The organism is Streptomyces sp. AM8-1-1, assembly GCF_032229325.1.
Taxonomy (GTDB): domain Bacteria; phylum Actinomycetota; class Actinomycetes; order Streptomycetales; family Streptomycetaceae; genus Streptomyces; species Streptomyces achmelvichensis.
The window spans coordinates 392,315-410,375 of the sequence record NZ_CP135086.1; the positions used below are offsets into that span (position 1 = coordinate 392,315).

21 protein-coding genes are annotated in these 18,061 nt (G+C 70.5%); 7 read left to right on the plus strand and 14 right to left on the minus strand.

Annotation, left to right across the window (positions count from 1 at the left end; genetic code table 11):
• Positions 1-11: 11 nt before the first annotated feature.
• Positions 12-410, plus strand: coding sequence for a DUF6221 family protein (locus RPQ07_RS01705; RefSeq protein WP_313942168.1), 399 nt, complete (start codon positions 12-14; stop codon positions 408-410).
• Positions 411-681: 271 nt separating this feature from the next.
• On the opposite strand, the gene RPQ07_RS01710 is transcribed toward RPQ07_RS01705, so the two are convergent.
• From RPQ07_RS01710 to RPQ07_RS01725, 4 genes are all read right to left on the minus strand, one after another.
• Complete coding sequence (locus RPQ07_RS01710; protein WP_313942169.1) at positions 682-1,098, minus strand: VOC family protein; 417 nt, start codon at positions 1,096-1,098, stop codon at positions 682-684.
• Positions 1,099-1,247: 149 nt separating this feature from the next.
• Positions 1,248-1,997: an MBL fold metallo-hydrolase gene (locus RPQ07_RS01715; RefSeq protein ID WP_313942170.1), complete on the minus strand. Its 750-nt coding sequence runs from the start codon at positions 1,995-1,997 to the stop codon at positions 1,248-1,250.
• A gap of 49 nt (positions 1,998-2,046) precedes the next feature.
• Entirely contained in the window at positions 2,047-2,925 is an 879-nt protein-coding gene (locus RPQ07_RS01720; protein WP_313942171.1) for a hypothetical protein, read from the minus strand.
• 9 nt (positions 2,926-2,934) lie between these two features.
• Positions 2,935-4,155: a serine hydrolase domain-containing protein gene (locus RPQ07_RS01725; RefSeq protein WP_313942172.1), complete on the minus strand. Its 1,221-nt coding sequence runs from the start codon at positions 4,153-4,155 to the stop codon at positions 2,935-2,937.
• A 249-nt stretch (positions 4,156-4,404) separates the two neighbouring features.
• Between RPQ07_RS01725 and RPQ07_RS01730 the strand changes: the two genes are divergently transcribed.
• Positions 4,405-5,205 (plus strand): restriction endonuclease, encoded by an 801-nt coding sequence (locus tag RPQ07_RS01730; protein ID WP_313942173.1) that lies wholly within the window; start codon positions 4,405-4,407, stop codon positions 5,203-5,205.
• Positions 5,206-5,290: 85 nt separating this feature from the next.
• Here RPQ07_RS01730 and RPQ07_RS01735 read toward each other — a convergent pair whose 3' ends face one another.
• Positions 5,291-6,760: a HEAT repeat domain-containing protein gene (locus RPQ07_RS01735; RefSeq protein WP_313942174.1), complete on the minus strand. Its 1,470-nt coding sequence runs from the start codon at positions 6,758-6,760 to the stop codon at positions 5,291-5,293.
• A 410-nt stretch (positions 6,761-7,170) separates the two neighbouring features.
• Between RPQ07_RS01735 and RPQ07_RS01740 the strand changes: the two genes are divergently transcribed.
• On the plus strand, positions 7,171-7,956 hold the full coding sequence (locus RPQ07_RS01740) for a DUF72 domain-containing protein (protein WP_313942175.1): 786 nt from the start codon (positions 7,171-7,173) through the stop codon (positions 7,954-7,956).
• 184 nt (positions 7,957-8,140) lie between these two features.
• The gene (locus RPQ07_RS01745) at positions 8,141-8,497 is read left to right on the plus strand and encodes an STAS domain-containing protein (RefSeq protein WP_313942176.1); all 357 of its coding nucleotides are present in this window, start codon (positions 8,141-8,143) and stop codon (positions 8,495-8,497) included.
• 60 nt (positions 8,498-8,557) lie between these two features.
• On the opposite strand, the gene RPQ07_RS01750 is transcribed toward RPQ07_RS01745, so the two are convergent.
• The 5 genes from RPQ07_RS01750 to RPQ07_RS01770 form a co-directional block, all read right to left on the minus strand.
• The gene (locus tag RPQ07_RS01750) at positions 8,558-9,235 is read right to left on the minus strand and encodes a class I SAM-dependent methyltransferase (protein WP_313942177.1); all 678 of its coding nucleotides are present in this window, start codon (positions 9,233-9,235) and stop codon (positions 8,558-8,560) included.
• Positions 9,236-9,378: 143 nt separating this feature from the next.
• The gene (locus RPQ07_RS01755) at positions 9,379-10,125 is read right to left on the minus strand and encodes an SDR family oxidoreductase (RefSeq protein WP_313942178.1); all 747 of its coding nucleotides are present in this window, start codon (positions 10,123-10,125) and stop codon (positions 9,379-9,381) included.
• A gap of 293 nt (positions 10,126-10,418) precedes the next feature.
• Entirely contained in the window at positions 10,419-11,582 is a 1,164-nt protein-coding gene (locus RPQ07_RS01760; protein WP_313942179.1) for an oxygenase MpaB family protein, read from the minus strand.
• Between the two features lie 92 nt (positions 11,583-11,674).
• Positions 11,675-12,730 (minus strand): polyprenyl synthetase family protein, encoded by a 1,056-nt coding sequence (locus tag RPQ07_RS01765; RefSeq protein ID WP_313942180.1) that lies wholly within the window; start codon positions 12,728-12,730, stop codon positions 11,675-11,677.
• Positions 12,720-12,998 (minus strand): polyprenyl synthetase, encoded by a 279-nt coding sequence (locus tag RPQ07_RS01770; RefSeq protein WP_313942181.1) that lies wholly within the window; start codon positions 12,996-12,998, stop codon positions 12,720-12,722. The genes RPQ07_RS01765 and RPQ07_RS01770 overlap by 11 nt, the downstream gene beginning before the upstream one ends.
• A gap of 340 nt (positions 12,999-13,338) precedes the next feature.
• Here RPQ07_RS01770 and RPQ07_RS01775 point away from each other — a divergent pair, with 340 nt between their 5' ends.
• Positions 13,339-13,785, plus strand: a complete 447-nt coding sequence (locus RPQ07_RS01775; RefSeq protein ID WP_313942182.1) for a hypothetical protein — start codon at positions 13,339-13,341, stop codon at positions 13,783-13,785.
• A gap of 272 nt (positions 13,786-14,057) precedes the next feature.
• On the opposite strand, the gene RPQ07_RS01780 is transcribed toward RPQ07_RS01775, so the two are convergent.
• Positions 14,058-14,543 carry a hypothetical protein gene (locus RPQ07_RS01780; protein ID WP_313942183.1) on the minus strand — a complete coding sequence of 162 codons (486 nt, stop codon included), beginning with the start codon at positions 14,541-14,543 and terminating at the stop codon, positions 14,058-14,060.
• Between the two features lie 210 nt (positions 14,544-14,753).
• Positions 14,754-15,728, minus strand: a complete 975-nt coding sequence (locus RPQ07_RS01785) for a helix-turn-helix transcriptional regulator (RefSeq protein ID WP_313942184.1) — start codon at positions 15,726-15,728, stop codon at positions 14,754-14,756.
• A 135-nt stretch (positions 15,729-15,863) separates the two neighbouring features.
• Here RPQ07_RS01785 and RPQ07_RS01790 point away from each other — a divergent pair, with 135 nt between their 5' ends.
• Positions 15,864-16,259 carry a RidA family protein gene (locus tag RPQ07_RS01790; RefSeq protein WP_313948746.1) on the plus strand — a complete coding sequence of 132 codons (396 nt, stop codon included), beginning with the start codon at positions 15,864-15,866 and terminating at the stop codon, positions 16,257-16,259.
• Positions 16,260-16,373: 114 nt separating this feature from the next.
• On the opposite strand, the gene RPQ07_RS01795 is transcribed toward RPQ07_RS01790, so the two are convergent.
• The gene (locus tag RPQ07_RS01795) at positions 16,374-16,898 is read right to left on the minus strand and encodes a hypothetical protein (RefSeq protein ID WP_313942185.1); all 525 of its coding nucleotides are present in this window, start codon (positions 16,896-16,898) and stop codon (positions 16,374-16,376) included.
• A 339-nt stretch (positions 16,899-17,237) separates the two neighbouring features.
• On the opposite strand from RPQ07_RS01795, the gene RPQ07_RS01800 reads away from it, so the two are divergent.
• The gene (locus RPQ07_RS01800) at positions 17,238-17,798 is read left to right on the plus strand and encodes a hypothetical protein (protein WP_313942186.1); all 561 of its coding nucleotides are present in this window, start codon (positions 17,238-17,240) and stop codon (positions 17,796-17,798) included.
• Here the strand turns inward: RPQ07_RS01800 and RPQ07_RS01805 are convergent.
• On the minus strand, positions 17,788-18,027 hold the full coding sequence (locus RPQ07_RS01805; RefSeq protein WP_313942187.1) for a hypothetical protein: 240 nt from the start codon (positions 18,025-18,027) through the stop codon (positions 17,788-17,790). The two genes, RPQ07_RS01800 and RPQ07_RS01805, sit on opposite strands and share 11 nt — an antisense overlap.
• Between the last annotated feature and the right edge of the window lie 34 nt (positions 18,028-18,061).

Consider the following 18,061-nt stretch of genomic DNA (forward strand, 5'->3'; position numbering starts at 1 on the left):
AGCGCCGTCGTATGGCCGGCAACGCAGAAATGGTGGCCTTCATCGAAGCACGGCTCGCCGAGGAGGAGCGGGTCGCGCTGGATGCCGGGGGCGCGAGCTGGCGGTGTCCGGCGGATGTCCCCGGGGAGGTCCACGACCGGACGTCCGGGATCGCCTTCACGGTCAGGGACGCCGGCTACGACCGGCACATCGCACTCCAGGACCCTGCCCGCACGGTGGCCCGCATCGAGACCAACCGGGTCCTGCTCAGCGAGTACGTCGAGATCGCGGAACGGGACACCGACCGCCCGGAGGAGGACTTCACCTCCGGTCGCGCCGTCGGCCTCGGCTTCGCGGTACGGCAGCTGGCCGCGGAGTACGCCTCGCATCCCGACTACACCGCGAAATGGCTTCCCCGCTTCATCCGCTGAGGGCTGTCCCGTCATCCCCGGTGGATCGGCGCGGGGCGTCGGATGCGGTGCATCGCACGACGGTGTAGGCATCCCCGCCGGAGGCTGGGGAAGATCCTCCTCATAACCGCCGTATTCGGGTGATCCGACACCACGAAGAGGGGCCGTAGTTGTCGTCGTGCGCCCGCCGGGGACGGCGGCACAGCCCTGAGGTCCTCAGGGGGCCGGGGCCGGGGATGCGCCGAGGGCCCCGGCGCCGGGCGGCGCGGGACCCTCGGGGTGCGGATCGCGGTCAGGCGCCGGGCTCGCTGATGTTGACCATCCAGCCGATGCCGAACTTGTCCGTGCACATGCCGAACACGTCGCCCCACATCTGCTTCTCCAGCGGGACCGCGACGGTGCCACCGTCGGAGAGCTTGTCCCAGTACCCGCGCAGTTCGCCCGGGTCGTCGCCGCTGAGGCTGACGGCGAAGTTCGTGCCCGGCGTGTAGTCCATCCCGGGAGGGGTGTCGGCTCCCATGAGGGTGAAGCCGGCGGGGGTTTCCAGCTGGCCGTGCATGATCTTGTCGGCGAAGCCGGGCGGCGCCTCGCCACCGAAATCGCCGAAGGTGTGGGCCGTCAAGGTGCCGCCGAAGACGGCCTTGTAGAACTCCAGGGCTTGCTTGGCGTCACCGGTGAAACTGATGTACGGGTTGAGTCGAGAGGCCACAGCATGATCCTTTCGTGACGTTTTGTCAGGAATGCAGCGTAGCCCCGGCCGACCCCGCGGGGAGGGTTCTGCGCTCCCGTCGTGGAACCGCGTCCTGGTGTGTGCCGAGGGCAGCGCCGCGGGCGCTGCCGGCGTAGGCCGCGGCCGGGTCAGGAGGCGAGATCGCGTGCCCGGCCGGCGGCCGCAGCGACGGATCCCCGGTGCAGAGGGCCGTGGCCGGGAAGGAGGGTGTCGCCCGCCACGCCCTCGATGGTCCGCAGCGAGGCCAGAGCTCGCTCGCGGTCGGTGTCGAACATGACGGGAAGCAGCTGCGGGCCCTTCAGCCGTGAGGTGGGATGGCCGCTGACAAGGGCGTCGCCCGAGATGAGGATCCCTGCCTGCGGCAGTACGTAGCAGCAGTGCCCTGCCGTGTGGCCCGGGGTGTGGAGGGGGACGGGACGCCCGGGCAGGTCGAGAGCGCCCGGGGCGGGAAACGCCCGCGGCGCCGTGACCCGCGAGTCGGCGGTACCGCCGGAGCGCAGGGCGTGTACCGCCCACGGCAGGACGCCGGGGCGCCACGCGTTGCGCAGCACGGTGGTGATGCCGACCTGATGCAGGAACTCCCGGCGTGCGTGCGGCACTTCCGCCTCGTGCAGGAGAACGGGCGTCCCGAAGGAGCGGCTGAGATGTTCGGCGGATCCGATGTGATCGTTGTGCGCGTGCGTGACGAGGACGGCCCTGACCGACTCGGGAGCGTGACCGACCTCGGCCAGCGACTCCAGCAGAAATTCACGGTCGCCGGGATAGCCGCAGTCGACGAGTGTGGCCTCGTCGCCTTCGCTGAGGATGACCCAGTTCGTGTTGCTGCCGTGGACCAGGTGGACCCCGTCGGCAACCTGGACGAGGGACTGTGGGCGCATGACCGGCCTGCTCTCCGAGAGGGGTGAGGTGGCGTTGGCGGGCCTCCGCTCAGGCCGGGCGGCCCGCGAGATAGAACGCGAGGACCTGCGGAAGGTGCGTGGACCACTCCCGAACGCGCGCTTGCCGCTTCGCGCTCACCCGGCATTCGTAGAACGCCCCGTTCGCGTGCACGACACCCACCATCAGGCACGTACCGCGCACCGTGTGGTGGACCGTGCGAATCTCCGGCCAGGCGAATGCGGCATGCCGGCCCTCCTGGTCGAAGCAGACCCCCTGAGGATCCACGAGGACCGCGTTCTTCGTGTCGGCCGCCGCGAACTCGGGCCCTACGGCGGGCGCGTGCGCCGCCGTGGGCGCAGCCGCCGCAGGCGCGGGTGCGGGCGGTACGGGCGCTGCCGCGGGGGCCGGTCCGGGCGGCGGCGTGGGCTCGTACGGGGCGCCGAAAACACCGGTGGGCGGGGGGACCGTGCCGGGCGCGCCGACCATCGGCGGCGCGGCCGTGGTGATCGGCGGGACGGGGGACGCGGGCGCGGTCGTCGGTGTCGGCGTCGGCGTCGGCGTCGGCGTCGGCGTCGGCGTCGGCGCAAGGATCGGTGCCGGTGCCGATGTCTGGACCGTCTCGCGGGGCCGGTCCAGGTCCGCCCCCGGCATCAGCTTCGCCATCGACCGGCGCAGCTCCTCCTCGGTGCGTGCCTCGTACAGCGGCAGCATCATGGGACTCGAGCCGAACTGCCACACCGCGCCGGTGCGTTTGACGACGATGTCAGGGCCGTTGCCGTAGGTCATCGCGGAGGTGTCGCCGTCGTGGTACGCGTCGGGCTGGGTGTCGACCGACCAGGCGAACCCGAGGTCCCGGATCCGCCGGTCGGCATGGCGCGGCCCGTACCGCGCGCTCACCCATTCAGTCAGGTGTCGAGAAGTCAGCACGCCCCGACCCTATGCGGTGTCCCCGGCGCCCCCGCCCTCGGCCTGGGTGAGCGCGGCGACGACGCGTTGGGTCATGTCCTCGCGGGGGTTCAGGGGGGTGGGGGCGTAGGAGAGCACGAAACGGCGCTGGTGGTCGCGGGTGGAGAACATGCGGGTGCGACAGCCGTACCACTCCCCCGTCTTGCCCCAGAAGGTCACGCCGTTCACCGTGGCCTGCTGCAGTCCCATGGAGTAGCGGGCCGCGCTGCCGTCCAGCATGCGCACACTCGCCGGGGGCAGCGTGAACAGCTTCTCCGTCATGAAGCGCGGCAGGAGCACGCCGCGAAACAGTGCCTCCAGGAAGCGGGACAGATCGTCGACGCTGGAGACGAGTTCGCCCTCACCCCAGCTCGAGGAGGGGTTGTAGACGGTGATGTCGCGCAGAGAGGTATCGCTCATGCGGAGATATCCGTGCACGTGGCTGCCGTGCAGCCGCGGGTCGTCCCCGGGCAGCAGGGTTCTCGTGAGGCCCAGCGGGCGCAGGAGGGCCCGCCGGATCTCCTCGCCGTAGGGCCGGCCGCTCAGGCGCTCGATGAGCAGGGCGAGCAGGACGTAGTTGATGCCCCGGTACTCCTGCGCTGTGCCCGGCGGGAACTTGAGCGGCCCGTGGGTCACGGTCGCCACCAACTGGTGCGGCGTCCATCGGTCGTGCCGGTGGTGCAGCACATCCTCCGGTGTACGCAGGTCCGGCAGGCCCCGGTGGTCGGGCAGGCCGCTGGTGTGCTGCAGCAGCTGGGCGACGGTGATCCGGGCCTGCTCCCGCGGGAGCAGGCCCGGCAGGTAGCGTCCGATCGGGGCGTCGAGTTCCAGCCGGCGACGGGCGGCCATCTGCAGGACCACGGTCGCCACGAACACCTTGGTGACGCTGCCTGCGCGAAATGCGTCATCCGGCCGCACCTCCCGACCCGTTGTGGTGTCGGCCACTCCCGCCGAGCCGTACCAGCTGCCCTGCGTGCCGGTGACGCGCAGTTGCGCGGCGGTCGCCGGCGGGTGGGTGAGGTCACCGATGGCGGCGCGCAGCACGTCCGGGCGCAGCGGGGGGATGCGCGCGGCGCCGGCAGCTTCGGCGGCTCGGCGCTGTGCACCCGTCCGGGTAGCTGCCCGGGCGTGGGTGCCTCCTGCCGTGGTGAGGACGGCAGTGGCCGCGCCGCCGACGACGAGTGAGCGGCGCGAAAGGGGCTGGGATGTCATGGAGTTCATGCTGTCGGCGCGATGCCGGCGGGCCATCAGGGATGCCCCGCAAACCTCCCCGACCGAACCAGGACCCCTCCCCCAGTCACCTTCGAGCCCTGTCTCCCGTACCGCGGCTACCGCGATGTCGTGGCCCGGGAGGGAGCGGCCGCACGGAGATCGGCTCAGCCAGGACGAACGCGCCGTTTAATCGCGCCAGTTGGGGCAGACGGCATGCATTAACGATCTTGGAAATGTGGGAGCGACAACATGACGGTACCTGCGCGTCGGCCACGGGTGATGATGCGTCGTCGGCCGGGATTCAGTCTGCGTCAGACCGCACTCGGTTTCGGCCTGGTGGCGTCGCTGGTCTGCGGCGGCGGGCTGATGCTCAAAACGCTGGTGAAGTCATCAGACACCCATGAGCTGCTGGGCATTGCGCTGGCGGCGGGTGCGGTCGTGGTGGCGCTCGGCGCGGTCCGGCGGACGCGACACCGGCGCCGGCACCCGGTCTGGGACGGCCGGGCGGCCGCCTGCGCCGACGGGGGCCTACCGCAGGAGCCCGGACCGGCAGCGCATGTCCTCGCGCCGGGGACACCGGAGGCCGACGGCGAGGGCGACGCGGAAACGGTGGACGGGGTGGAGCAGGAAGCCTCGCTGCTGGGGCTGTTGGACCCCGTCGCCTTCGAGCAGGCCGTGGCAGCACTGTGCGAACGCGACGGCTGCCGTGACATCGAGGTCGTCGGGGGTGCGGGCGACCTCGGAGCGGACGTGGTGGCAACAGCGCCGGACGGAAGGCATGTCGTCATCCAGTGCAAGCGCTACGGCCCCGTGAACAAGGTGGGGTCGCAGGACGTCCAGCGGTTCGGCGGTACGTGTTTCGCCGTGCACGAGGCCCAGGTCGCGGCAGTGGTGACCACAGGCGGCTTCACCTTGCCGGCGACCGAGTACGCCGAGCAGTGCGGGATCGTCTGCTTCGACGCCCATGCCCTGGCCGCCTGGGAGGACGGCACCGGGCCGGCGCCGTGGGAGGTGGAGGTGGTGGCTGAAGCGGACGTGGCCGGCTGCTGAGCACAGGACCGGGCAGTCGGGCCGCCCACACGGCAGCCGGCCGGCACGTGACGACCGACGTCACACGGCCGGCTGTCAGCTCCTTCTACGGTCCGGCGTCCGGGGTTTCGAGGGCGCGCAGCACCCTGGCCGCCGCCCAGCGAACGCCGCCCGAGGCATCCGACGTCAGCGCGGTGAGCACCCCGATCGCCGCGTCGCCGCCCGGCGGGAGGACGCCGTGTTCCTCGGCGTACCGGCCGAGTCCGATCGCGGCCTGGTAGCGCACGTCGTCGTCCGGGTCGCTCAGATACGTCAGGAAGAGGCGCCCGTCGGCCTCGTCGCCGTCGTCCAGCAGGGACAGCGCCGTCGCCCGGACATCGGGTGCGGCCTCTTCCAGCAACCCTCGTACCCACGGCAGGACTTCGGGATAGCTGCGCAGCGCACTGCCGGTGTGCCAGAGCACCTGCGGGTCGCTCACCAGGCAGTGCATCAGCGTCTCGACGACCCTGCGGCGGTCCGCCGGGGGCAGTTGATGGTGACCGAGGCGGCCCAGGCCGGTGAGTGCCCCGGAGCGGACCTCCTTGTCCTCGTCGTTCAGGAGCGGGAGCAGCAGCTCGAGGGCCTTGCGGTCGCCGAGTTCCCCGAGGGCCTTGGCGGCGGCCGCCTGGATCGCGGGGTGGCAGGGCCACTGGGTGAGGACCGACCTGATCTGCCGGACGGCGGTCGGGGTGCCGATGTCGGCCAGGACGTCCACGGCGACCGGGCCCACGTCGGGATGGTCGAGCCACGGCAGTGCCGCTGCCAGCAGGCGGCGCTCGCCCAGCCGTCCCAGGGCACGCAACAGCCGGCGAGCGACATCCGGGTGCCGTTCGTCCTGAAGGGTCGTCAGCAGCAGGCCGGCCGTTCCGCGTTCCTTGAGGTCGACCAGTTTGCCCACCACCGCCTCCCGTACCTCGAAGGCAGGATTGTGGAGGCCTTCGAGCAGGGAATCGCGCAGCCGGTGCGTGTATCGGGAGGGCAGCATGTCCAGCGCCCGCGCACGGGCCGCGCCGGGGCCCTGGCGGGCGGTGTGCAGCACCTCGGCCCGCAGGTCGTCGTCCATCCGGGTCTCCACCAGGCACCGGGCATGCCCCCAGACCCGCCAGTCGGGGTCGCCCAGCAGGAGCACCACGGCCTTGCGGTCACCGATCGCCTTCAGCCGGGTCAGTCCGGTCAGCGCGTTGAGCCGGACGTGCCGGTCCGAGTCACGCAGGAGGCGGGCGAAAGCGTCGATGACGGCCGGGCCCTTCAGTGCGAGCCTCTGTACGGCGAGCGCCGCGCGGCGGCGGACCTGGGCATCGGGATCCCGCATCAGAGAGATGAGAACGTCGTCCGCCCCGGGTGCGCCGAGGCGGCCGAGGCCGAGTGCGGCGGCCGCGCGCACCGCGGGATCGGCATCGCGCCCCACATGGATGAGCGCCTGCACCTGCTCGTACCGCCCGATCCGCCCCAGCCCCTTGGCGGCGGCAACCCGCCGCCACGGCTCGGGCGCCGCGAGCTCCCGCAGGAAGAAGGCGATCTGATGGTCAGCCCCCATGGTGTTTCCCCCTTTGGGAGAAGAGACGTTCAGGGGGCCTGGGGGTTGCGCCACCTCGGGCACTTTTCACAGCAGGAGCACGCGGTCAGTCGTTGCGCTCATCCGGTGGCTGCCGGCTGAGGAGGTGTTCGGGCCGCCTCCACCGCCTGCCCCCCTGAGTACGTCCCGGTCGACGCCGCGGCTCTCCTGCCGGCCCTCCGGGTTGAGCGCCCGGGTTGGGCTACTACGCGGGAGGCAAGGCGTCGGGAGGTCCGTTCGTGGCCAAGGGCACGGTCGTGGCCACCCTGACACGGGTGAGCACGGTGATCGCGGACAGGCCCGAGCGGTGAACGGTGTGCCTCGCCGGCCCGGTGTGGTTAGGCCACTCGCCCGGCACGCCCCGCGGTGGCATCACGTGCTTCGATGAAGGGGTGACGGTCTTCGTCGGCACCTCGGGCTGGCAGTACAAGGACTGGCGGGATGTCCTGTACCCCGAGGGTGTGTCCCAGCGACTGTGGCTGGAGGAGTACGCATCCGGCTTCGCGACCGTGGAGAGCAACAACGCCTTCTACCGGCTCCCGTCCCGGGAGACGTTCGCCCAGTGGCGCCGGCGCACCCCCGAGGGCTTCGTCATGGCCGTGAAGGCCAGCCGCTTTCTGACCCACATCAAACGGCTGCGGGACCCCGAGGAGCCGGTCGCGCGGCTGATGGAACACGCCGCCGGGCTCGGTGACCGTCTCGGGCCGGTACTCCTGCAGCTGCCGCCGACCCTGAAGGCCGATGCCACCCTCCTCGACGACTGCCTGCGCTGTTTCCCGGCCGGTACGCGCGTCGCGGTCGAGCCGCGCCACGACTCCTGGTGGGTTCCGGAGGTCCGTGCGGTCCTCGAGGCACGCGGCGCCGCCTTGTGCTGGGCGGACCTGCACTCCCGGCCCGCAGGACCGCTGTGGCGGACCAGCGACTGGGGCTATCTGCGGCTGCACGCGGGCCGGGCCCAGCCCTGGCCGCGTTACGGCAGGCAGGCCCTGTCGACCTGGGTGGGCCGGCTGACCGCCGCCTGGCCGGGCGACTGCGATATGTACGTGTACTTCAACAACGACCCGGGAGGGGCCGCGGTCCGTGACGCCATGGCGTTCGCCCGTCTCGCCACGGCGGCCGGCGCACATGTCAGCCGCACTCCACAGGGCCTGGCATCCGGTGCCGGGAATGCGGGCTGACCGGCACAGGATGCCAATATCGACCGCCCGGGCGGCACTGGTCCGTCACCTCTGGACAAATCACTTCTGGCCCGGTTTGTATGGATGCCACGTCGGAATGTCGAGCGGTCGTCCGACAAGGGCCACGGCCTGGGGCGACGGCTGTCACGCGCCACACCACGGCGCACATGCGGGAGGCAGTCACATGGACATCACGACGACTGCCGGGCCTGGCCCGGGACACGCCGTAATGAAACTGGCCGGAGAGCTGGACATCTCCACCGTCGGTGACATCCGCGCGGCACTCGCCGCAGCAGTCACCGCATACCGGCAGGTGGTCATCGACCTCGGAGACCTCGCATTCTGCGACTGCTCCGGCATCGGCGCACTCGTCGCCGCGAAAAACTCCGCCGCCCGCCGCGGCACCCACCTCACCGTCCGCAACATCCCCGACCACCTCGCCCGACTCCTCCACATCACCGGCACCCCACTCGCCACACCCGGCACAAGCCTGAACATCGGCGGCGCAGCCCACCACGTCCCCCAAGGCACCGCCGCCTAGCCCACACGCGTGGTCCAGCCGCATCCCGATCGACACCGCACCGGGCAGGCACCCATGCGCTCAGAGCACGCCGGGACCTGCTTCGGCCGTCCGCCCGACCCGGTCGGAGACCTTCGTCATCTCGACGAGCCAGCCACGGATGCCCGCCGGATCCAGGGTGAACTCGATCGTGGCCGGTTCAAGGGAGTCGATCCGCAGCGTGTCGGCAAAAGCGACAGTGATGTCGTGCCGCGTCAGGCGGTGGGGCCCGTGCACTCCGGGACTCCCGGGTTCCCGGTCGCTGAAGCACAACAGGAAGTAACGTCCGCCGGGGCGCAGCGCGGCGTGAAGGCCGTGGGCGAAGGCGGCGCGGTCGTCCGGATCGAGCATGTGGAACAGGCCCGAGTCGAGAGCGGTGTCGAACTGCTCCCCCAGGTCGTCCAGTCTTCGCGCGTCGTGATGGAGGAAGCGGACGGTGGCGCCGCGCCGACGCGCCTTGTCCTCCGCGGCCCGTAGCGCGCCGGCCGCCAGGTCCACGCCGGTGGCGTCGAGGCCGAGGTCGTGGCACATGAGCACGTGCTCCCCGGTTCCGCAGCCGATGTCGAGCACTCGTCCCCGGATGGCGCCTGATTGTGCAAGCTCGAGAAAGGCCTGCTGCGGTCGTCCGATCTCCCACGGTGGCCGGACGGCGTACAGGTCGTCCAGCCACTGCCAGGGGGTCGGTGCACCCGCATCGTCGTGTGCCGGTGATCCGGCCATACTCGCGACCTTCCGTCACTGCGGTCGCCCGGCTCCGCCCGGGTTCCCGTCTCGGCAACGTCCTGCCGACCGACCCTACGCTTCGTCGTGCGGACGCCCCCGGTTCCTGGCCCGACGAGGCCCACCCCCGTCAGGACAGCGGCTCAGTGGGACAGGAGTTGCTGGCCGCCATCGATGTCGTATGTCGCGCCCGTGAGCGCTTCGTTGCACATGATGTGTACGGCCAGAGCGGCGACGTCCTCGGGGCCGACGACGCGGCGGATGGGGAGTGTCGCACGCAGCTCCGCGCGTCGGGCTTCGAGCTGGTCGCCCAGCAATGAGGCGGACAGGGGCGTGTCGACGAATCCGGCGGCGATGAGGTTCACACGAATCGGAGCGAGCTCCAGCGCCAGGTTGGCGGTGAGAGCGGGAAGCGCCGCGGTCATCGCGGACGTGATGGTCATGCCGACGGCGGGACGGCGGCCGCCTGTGCCACCGATGAACAGCAGGGTGCCTCCGGGCCGGACCTTGTCACGGCTGTGCAGGGCGATCCCGAGCGTCATGGCGAGGCGATCGCCGAAGTGGCGGCGGACCTCCGCGAGGTCCATGTCGGCCAAGGGCATGTATGCGGGGCCGCCGGCCGTGGAGAGCACGTGGTCGACCGTGCCGGGCAGCTCCTGGAAGAACTGCTTGAGCCTGTCGGTGTCGGTGGCGTCGAAGGCCGCGGTACTCACAGGCTCGATTTCCAGCGCGGCCCGCTCCAGCCGCTCGGGATTACGTCCGACCATGATCACCTGGCCACCGGCGGCGCGCACGCGCCGGGCGGTTTCGAGTCCCATACCTGCGCTGGCACCGATGACCACGACGGTCTGGTCGGCGAGGCTCTCGGCGATCGGCTTGCTGGGCGTCATCGGCCACCTCCGGTAGTTCAGTCGCGGCTACTGCTCAGCGTCGCCGAACCTCCGCTCCGCCGTGGTCGGCCCTGCCGTCGGATGGCCCCGCCCAGCACCGACCTGCTCGCCGGCGTCCTCGGCCGGCACGCAGTCTCCGGCTCCCAGGGGCCCAGGACAGGTCGTTGCCATCCCGCGCCACAGCCGTAGCCGCCCCTCTTCGAACGTATAGCGCCGGGGATTGCGTCACCACCCGAGGTGCCGCCCGGGCCACGTGTCCCAGGTGCGGAATGCCTGCTGCTTCGCCGCGCAGGTCAAGGGGAGACAGTGGCAGGGGGCGGGGTCCACCGACGGGCAGGCGGCACTGTGCCGGGGACGCCGTAGTCCTTCTTGAGCTGTTCGGGGATGGCGTAGTGCATGACACGTCCGCGGGTGAGGGAGGACAGCTCGAGGATCGTGGTGAGGTGGCCCAGGCGGTCCAGTGCCCACGCTCCGAGGGGTGAACGGTCCTCGATGGTCTCCAGTACGCCGAGGAGGTGTGGCACCGCCCTGACCACGGTGTCCCACGGCGTGCGGGGCACCTCGAGCCAGTCCGCGCAGGTGTCGCCGACGAGATGGCGGATGAGCGCGGAGACGATCGGGTCGAAGAACGTCCCGGGCACGATCTCCTCGTAGAGGTCGATGAGCTGACGGGTCAGGTGAGCGCCCTCCTCCGAAGGCCCCATGTGCCGGATCATGTACAGGTCGAGGAAGTGGCGGGCCTCGTCCAGAGTCTTGGGCACGGCGTCCTGGTCGACGCCGAGCATGGCACCGACCACACGCCAGGCGTAGTAGTACGCATCCGCGCCTTCCGGCGACATATGGATGCCGAGACGGTGCAGGCTGTCGAGCACGAGCATGGAGAAGAACATCTGCCCGCCGATCATGTCCTCTTGGCAGATCGGCGTCCCGAGCGCAGCGGTGTCCCAGCGCTCTTCACGTTTCAGGTGGTGACGGATGGAGGCGTGCAGGAGACGGACCTTCTGGGCGGCGGGGATGAAGCGGCTGCCTGCCTCGAAGGCGTCGGGCTGCATCAGGTAGACGGTGAACTGGCCGGTCTCCGCCATCCGTTTGGAGGGGTACCTCAGTCCGTGGGTGGCCGACAGCAGCTTCGCCACATGGGGGACGACGTAGCAGGCGGGCATGGCGGCGAAGGACAGGGCGGTGGAGATGTGCACGTTGTTGTCGATGAAGAACAGCCGGGCCTTCTCCATCTCTCCCCAGTCCACCCAGGCCGGCGGGACGCTGGTTGCCTGGAGGTACTCCCGCGCGACGTCGGGCAGCCCGGGCGGCAGGGGGGCACCGGCGGTGGACACGTAGCGCATGAGGGAGTTGAACGTGCCCACCTCCCCGCGCTCGAACAGGGTCGCGACGGTGGCGTCGGCGAGTTCGTCACCGGCCAGCCGCAGGGCATCCATCGAAGCCTCGGTGTACGTCATGGCAGAACTCCTCGTCATCAACGGGTCATTCACGACAGCCCGGCCGCGGCCGGGACGGACGACACGGGCTGGTGCAGCCCGGCGTCCAGTGATCAGGACAAGCGGACCGCCGCCGAATGCGCCAGCGCGGTCAGGGCGGCGGCGGCGTGCGCTGGCGCGTCCACCTCGTGCAGAGCGTCGAGGGCCTCCTCGACCCGCGCGCTGATCATGGCTTCGATACGGTCGGGGGTCTTCAGCCGACGCATCAGCTCGCGCACCGCGTCCAGCCCCTCCGCGTCCAGATCGTGTCTGCCCAGGACGGCGCGCAGCTGCTTCCGCTCGTCGTCGCCGGCGAGGCGCCAGGTCTCCGCCAGCAGGGCCGTGGGCCGGTGGCCGCGCACATCGTCGGCGTCGTCCTTGCCGGTGCGTTGCGGGTCTCCGAAGAGGCCGAGCAGATCGTCCCGCAGCTGGAACGCCTCGCCCAACGGCAGCCCGTACGCGGAATAGCCCCCGCGCAGCCTCTCACCGGCCCCCGCCAGGACGCCGCCGATCAACAGCGGCTGCTCGACGGTGTACTTGGCGGTCTTGTACCGGATCACCTTCAGCGACGACGCCATGTCCGGATCGGCCCCGGTACGCAGGATCTCCAGGCACTCGCCCGCGATCAGCTCCCGTGCCAGCAACGACCACAGCGGCCGGGCCCGTGCCAGATACGCGGCGGGCAGACCGCTGGTGGCGAACAACTGCCCGGCCAGCGACATCAGCAGGTCCCCCACCAGCATCGCCAGTGACCTGGCGGCCTCCACATCATCCGGACGCCGGCCCACAGCGCCGCGCAGCGCGATGTGCGCCGTGGGCCGGCCGTGCCGTAACGGACTGTCGTCGATGAGATCGTCGTGCACCACCGCTGCGGCATGCACCAGTTCCATGGAGGCCGCCGCCCGAACCAGCGCATCGCTGTCGGGCTGGCCCACCGCGCGCCAGCCCCAGTAGCAGAACGCCGCCCGCAGCCGCTTGCCGTCCTTGACCGCGGTCTCCAGCTGCTCCGCCACCGGGCCGAGGACCTCGTCGATCGCCCACAGCTGCTCGGCCTCCTGGGCGACGAAGTGGTGCAGCACCTCGTCGACACGGGCCTTGAAGGCTGCCGGCTCCCACCGGTCAGACATCATCGCCGGCCCGCCGGGCCAGGGCATGCCGGGCGAGAATCTCCAGGTGGGCCGGAGGGACAGCCGCGTACCGGTCCACGACCAGGCGCCCGCGCGCCACCAGATCGTGCTCGGCCTCCGCCGCCAGCTCCGCGGCGTCCGAACGGCGCAACAGCCCCCGCACCGTCCCCAGCGCCGAACCCACGGTGCTCACCGCCAGATCGGCCAGCCCGGCCGCCAGCAGCAACGCCTTCTCCTCCGGTCCCCCACGACGTCCCGCTCCATGCGTCATCCCATCCCCCACCCGCAGCACGACAGTGCGGCGCCGGTCGTGCGCCGTCCTTCCCAGCGTCCCGTCACGCCGGACCCGTGTGTGGAACAACTCACGATCGAGTGATCACATCGCTTGTCCGTGCGGACCGGCCACGACCGTCGCGGACCCGGCCACGACCATCGCGGTCCGCGGCTCCGCCGTGCACGGTGGCGGACCGGCTCCACGCGGCGCGGGTGCGCCCCTGCTCCTGACTCCTGACTCCTGAAGCTGCCGGGAGCCGACCCCGAAAACGGGGCACAAGGGTGTTGTCGATCACCGCAACTGGACGCGCGGCGGGCTCCGGGACCAGGGTGGGGTGATGGACAACGACGACAATGCACCGGAGACGCCGGACGACGGGCTCGACCTGGCCTCGCTCTACCTGGAATCGGTGAAGGCCCGGATGGATCCGCAACAGTTCGCCACGCTGGAGGAGGCCGTGGACGAACTGGCGCACATGCTGTCCGACGGCCAGCCGGGCACGTTCGAGGCGGGCGGCCGGGACACGTTCACGCCCGATGTCCAGCGCGAGTTCCTCGCCGTCATGGCGATCCTGACGACCGGCCGTATGGACCACCACGTGGTGGAACTGCCCGGCCCCGACGGCAGTACGGGCTACGCGGTCGTCACCGCCGAGGTCGCGAACGATCCGGAGAAGCTCGCGGAGTTCCGCGCCGATCTCCACCGCCAGATCACCGAGCAGCAGGCGGTCGACGAGGAACTGGACGGCATCGCCCGCGCCAGCGGCCTGGACACCGGCGACTGACTCACCCAGCGGATGGAAGAGCCTCACCCGACGCACGGTGGCCTCGTCTCCCGCGTGAGCGGGGACCATGCGTCCTGTCGCGCGGCGCTCGCGAGACAACGCTCGGCGGGTAGGGCCCCTGCGCTCGCCGCGTACAAGGGTCGCAACCAAGCAGAGACAGAGTTCGGACGGCACCGGAGCGTTCGTGCACGCTCACTGCGAGCTCCCGCGTCCGCGACGCGTGATCCCGTCACATGGCCCGAGGCCGTGACAGCACGCGCCCGGCTGCGAACTCACGAACCGGAGCGCAGTCCCAGAGCGCTGTGCTCCACCACACCCGAGTACAGGTCGCCATTTCCCGAAGCCCGAGCAGTCAGCTCCACAAGTCCGGCCCTGAGGTCGGCAGCCGGCTCGCCCAGGACGATCGCGCTGATGACCAGCTCCAGCATCAGGCGGTCGGACTCATCGCCCCTGCTCCGATAGAGCTGCGCATCCGACTCCACCACAGCGGAGACCATGTGGATTCCACCGCCGGGCACAGGGGCGAAGGAGGCCTGGTAGATGCCGTACCCGGTCCAACTCCGGTGCACGAAGAGGACATGGCCTTCGGTGAAGACATTCCACTTCTCGTCCATGTCCCGGGCTCGATATCCGTGCCGGATGCGGTCCCAGTCCTGGTCGGTCCAGACACGGTCAGGCACTTGGGGCATCGGCCTGGGCGCACTCATGGGCTGGAGGCGTCGGAACGACTCTCGGGTGAGCGGGGCGTCGGCAGTCATGACGTGATCTTAGGGATGCACGGCACCGGCAGGACAGCGGTTTTGTCCCGGTGCGCGCTCCGGGACCGCCGCGGGTGTTGATCACCTGGGAACCGTCTCCGGAGAGGAATCCGCGGTCGGCATCCGGGTCCGGGTTCGTGCTGGACGTCCGGAACCTCGACAGCCCCGCCGCATGTCCCGCGGCGCCCCTCCCGGTCGAGCAGGCCGCGCTCAGGAAGACGCGTCGTAGCAGGTGACGATCGCGGCGGCACGGCTGCGCAGCGAGGTGCGCAACCACTGCGGGGCCAGGGCTTCAGCGTTCGTGGCGAGCTGCCACAGTGCCCATTCGGCGTGCCTCTCATCCTGGAAGGTCACCTCCAGTCGCAGTCGGCCGTCCGCGTCGACTTCCTCGGCCCGTACGGCCAGTGCGGTGCCCACCAGGTCCTCCCGCCGCGCCGGATCCACCCGCACCACGACGGTGACCTGATCGCCGCCGGTCCGGAACTGCACGCTGCGCTCCTGCCAGGCCCGGTCGAGGTCGACCCGGTCTGCTCGCTGTGCGGGTTCGGGGAGTTCCTCGGCGGCCGACACCCGGGACAACCGGTAGGTGCGGTCCGCGCCGGACCTCGTGGCCAGCAGATAGCCCTGGTCGCGTACGGTGACCAGGCCTATCGGGTCCACCGTGCGCCACTTCGGTGTCTGGCCCGCGGCCGCGTAGCGGATACGCAGCCTGTGTCCGGCGAGCACCGCGCGCCGGACCTCGGCCACGATGGTGTCGGGCACCTCCTCGGCGACCGAGCGGCGCGAGAGGAGGTCGGTCTCCGGGTCGATGAGCAATCGCTCGGCCACACCGGCCGCAGTGTCCCGATGGCTTTCGGGCAGGGCGTCAACCACCTTGAGCATGGCGGAAGCGAGCGCCGATCCGAGGCCGAACACCTGCGCGCCGCGCCGTGATCCGGCGACCAGCAGGGCGAGCGCCTCGTCGTGGTTCAGTCCGGTGAGCTGTGTCTGGAAGCCGGGCAACAATGCGAATCCACCGTACCGGCCGCGCTCGGCGTAGACCGGGACGCCGGCCGCGGACAGCGCCTCCATGTCGCGCAGCACGGTGCGGGTGGATACGTCCAGCTCCCGGGCGAGCGTGGTCGCGGACAGCCGGCCGCGCTGGCGCAGCAGCAGCACCAGCGAGACCAACCGGTTGGCGCGCATACAAAAACTCTAGCGGAATACATGACGTGCGATGTCGTGATTCGTTGGGAGGCTTTCACCGCGACGTCATGGATGGGCGGCTGTCGAGCCGCTGGACGACGTACTTCTGACGCATCGAATGGAGCTGACGTGGCAATGGAACGAACGGCGGTCAACCCGGTGACGTGGTCGGCGGAGTTGGGATTCAACCAGGGCGAGGTCGTCTCCGGGCACACACGAACCCTGTACATCTCGGGCCAGACCGCGATGAGCGACGACGGCAAGCCTCTGCACGACGGCGACATGGCGGCGCAGTTGGCGCTGAGCCTCGACAACCTGGAGGCAGTGCTCGGCGAAGCCGGCATGTCGCTCGCAAACCTCGTGCGGCTCAATGTCTGCACGACCGACGTCGATCTGCTCTTCCAGCACTATGGCGAGCTGGCGGGGCGGTTGGGCGCGGCCAGGGTGGCGCCGGCCACCACGATGCTCGGAGTGGCGCGGCTGGCGCTCCCGACCCTGATGGTCGAGCTCGAAGGCACCGCCGTCGCGTGATGCGACCTCGCCGCCTCCGCTGCTTGCGCCGGCTTCCACCGGCGCAAGCAGCGGAGGCAGGGGGAGGCCTCGCGAACCTCTGCCGGGGCGCGCCGGTGGTCCTGCCGACGGACCTCAGTCCCCGGTGATGAGTTCGAACGCGCTGGGCAGGACCTGTGAGTGGATGCGGTTCCCGGTGCGGTAGGTGACCCGGCAGCCCTCGGCCTCGCCCGAGACCGGAGAAGCGACAGCCTCGGCCCGCACCAGGTAGTAGATCGGACTCTCCTCCCCGGGGGCGATACCTACCGGTTCCTTCGAGTAGTCCCGGGCCAGATCCGCGTCTTCGACGAAGGACGTGTCGTAAGCCGCCAGCGCGGTCCCGTGCGTGTCAGAGCGTCTGGCGGCCCTGACCTCGCCCGTCCTCCAGTGCCCCGGCGCGCCCAGCAGCTCCGCCTTCAGCACCTCGACCGGCAGGTCGGACGTGTTCCTGAGCGGGGGGCAAGCGAACCAGTAGCCCTTGCCGACCGTGGCGTGGTGGAAACCGACAATGCCTCCCCAGTCGCCCTCCAGCGCGTGCCCCCGTGCCATGGCAGCGGACGCACTCACTCCCAGACCCATCACCACCACCGCGGCCCCCGCCGCGATCAGCCGTACTCTCATCCCGCCCCCTGCCAACGTGCGTACGAGCCGGTGCCCGTGACCGGAGTGGATCACACCATGAACCCCTGGTCGAGCCTGCTTGAGCAGAATCAGAGATTGCCGGGCCACGTCCGGCAGAGCGGCCCGCACTTCCCCGTTTGCGGCGAGGGGGAGACCGGACGCATGGCGACCGGTGAAGGGCCTTGGCCTCGATGTGAGCGGAGCCCCGCGGGCGTATCCCAGAGGCGTCCCAGACGACGTTGGCGGGCACCGGTCACCACGCCCGGACCGCTGGGGAACCGTTCCACCTGATCCTGCGTGACCTCTTGTGGTGTTGTCGAGGCGATCTGAGGGGACCGGATGAAGGCGCGGGCAGTGGTGAGCGTGGCGGTATCGGCATGTGTGGCGCTGTTGGCGTGCGCGTGCGGTCCGGAGGGTACGAAGGAGGACCCCGCCGCGAAGCCTTCTCAGCCATCCGCGTCCACGCCGGCGAAAACGCCGTCGGCCACGCCGTCCGCGCCGGACCGGACCGAGAAGCCGTCGGCCACCCCGACCGGCGACCAGCCCGCGCCCAGGACGAAGGAGGGCGCGATCCAGCGCTACGAGCAGTACCTCCACGCCCTCGGCCGCGAGGACATCGACACGGTCTGCGACGTGGCGGGGCCCGCCGCGAAGAAGGCGGAGGACCAAGGGCTCGGCCCGTGCACGTCGACGTACGCCACCGTCTTCCAGATGGTCTCGCCGGCGCAGAAGAAGGCCCTGCAAACCGCGACGGTCGATCCGCAGCGCGTCGCCGTGCGCACACCCGACAAGATCGAGATGCCGGTCGAATCGGTCAGGTCCTCGGCGACCTTCTCCGAGAGCGACCTCGGCAGCTACACCCTGGAGTACCTCAAGAACGACTGGTACATCACTGACTGACGGATCGTTTCGCGTCGTTCCAGGCACCGGGGCTGCGGTAGTGGTTCTTGTGCCCTGCGACGAGCACCTGGCGCGGTTCCGCACGATGCTGCGTGTTCGGCGGGAGATCCAACCGGTCGAGAAGAGCCAGTGCGGCGGCCGCATGCAGGCATTCGGCGAACACGTCACCGGCCCAGGAATGCGCCACTTGGCCGGCTGTGAGCAGCACGTCGGGCTTTTCGTCGCTCACCCACCCGTTGTGCACCTGGCTGACGCCCTGATCA

Bases quoted from the DNA above. Each gene is read 5' to 3' on its own strand.
- RPQ07_RS01705 (WP_313942168.1), top strand. From the start codon at position 12: ATGGCCGGCAACGCAGAAATGGTGGCCTTCATCGAAGCACGGCTCGCC.
- RPQ07_RS01715 (WP_313942170.1), bottom strand. From the start codon at position 1,997: ATGCGCCCACAGTCCCTCGTCCAGGTTGCCGACGGGGTCCACCTGGTC.
- RPQ07_RS01725 (WP_313942172.1), bottom strand. From the start codon at position 4,155: ATGACATCCCAGCCCCTTTCGCGCCGCTCACTCGTCGTCGGCGGCGCG.
- RPQ07_RS01730 (WP_313942173.1), top strand. From the start codon at position 4,405: ATGACGGTACCTGCGCGTCGGCCACGGGTGATGATGCGTCGTCGGCCG.
- RPQ07_RS01735 (WP_313942174.1), bottom strand. From the start codon at position 6,760: ATGGGGGCTGACCATCAGATCGCCTTCTTCCTGCGGGAGCTCGCGGCG.
- RPQ07_RS01745 (WP_313942176.1), top strand. From the start codon at position 8,141: ATGGACATCACGACGACTGCCGGGCCTGGCCCGGGACACGCCGTAATG.
- RPQ07_RS01750 (WP_313942177.1), bottom strand. From the start codon at position 9,235: ATGGCCGGATCACCGGCACACGACGATGCGGGTGCACCGACCCCCTGG.
- RPQ07_RS01755 (WP_313942178.1), bottom strand. From the start codon at position 10,125: ATGACGCCCAGCAAGCCGATCGCCGAGAGCCTCGCCGACCAGACCGTC.
- RPQ07_RS01760 (WP_313942179.1), bottom strand. From the start codon at position 11,582: ATGACGTACACCGAGGCTTCGATGGATGCCCTGCGGCTGGCCGGTGAC.
- RPQ07_RS01765 (WP_313942180.1), bottom strand. From the start codon at position 12,730: ATGATGTCTGACCGGTGGGAGCCGGCAGCCTTCAAGGCCCGTGTCGAC.
- RPQ07_RS01770 (WP_313942181.1), bottom strand. From the start codon at position 12,998: ATGACGCATGGAGCGGGACGTCGTGGGGGACCGGAGGAGAAGGCGTTG.
- RPQ07_RS01775 (WP_313942182.1), top strand. From the start codon at position 13,339: ATGGACAACGACGACAATGCACCGGAGACGCCGGACGACGGGCTCGAC.
- RPQ07_RS01780 (WP_313942183.1), bottom strand. From the start codon at position 14,543: ATGACTGCCGACGCCCCGCTCACCCGAGAGTCGTTCCGACGCCTCCAG.
- RPQ07_RS01785 (WP_313942184.1), bottom strand. From the start codon at position 15,728: ATGCGCGCCAACCGGTTGGTCTCGCTGGTGCTGCTGCTGCGCCAGCGC.
- RPQ07_RS01790 (WP_313948746.1), top strand. From the start codon at position 15,864: ATGGAACGAACGGCGGTCAACCCGGTGACGTGGTCGGCGGAGTTGGGA.
- RPQ07_RS01795 (WP_313942185.1), bottom strand. From the start codon at position 16,898: ATGAGAGTACGGCTGATCGCGGCGGGGGCCGCGGTGGTGGTGATGGGT.
- RPQ07_RS01800 (WP_313942186.1), top strand. From the start codon at position 17,238: ATGAAGGCGCGGGCAGTGGTGAGCGTGGCGGTATCGGCATGTGTGGCG.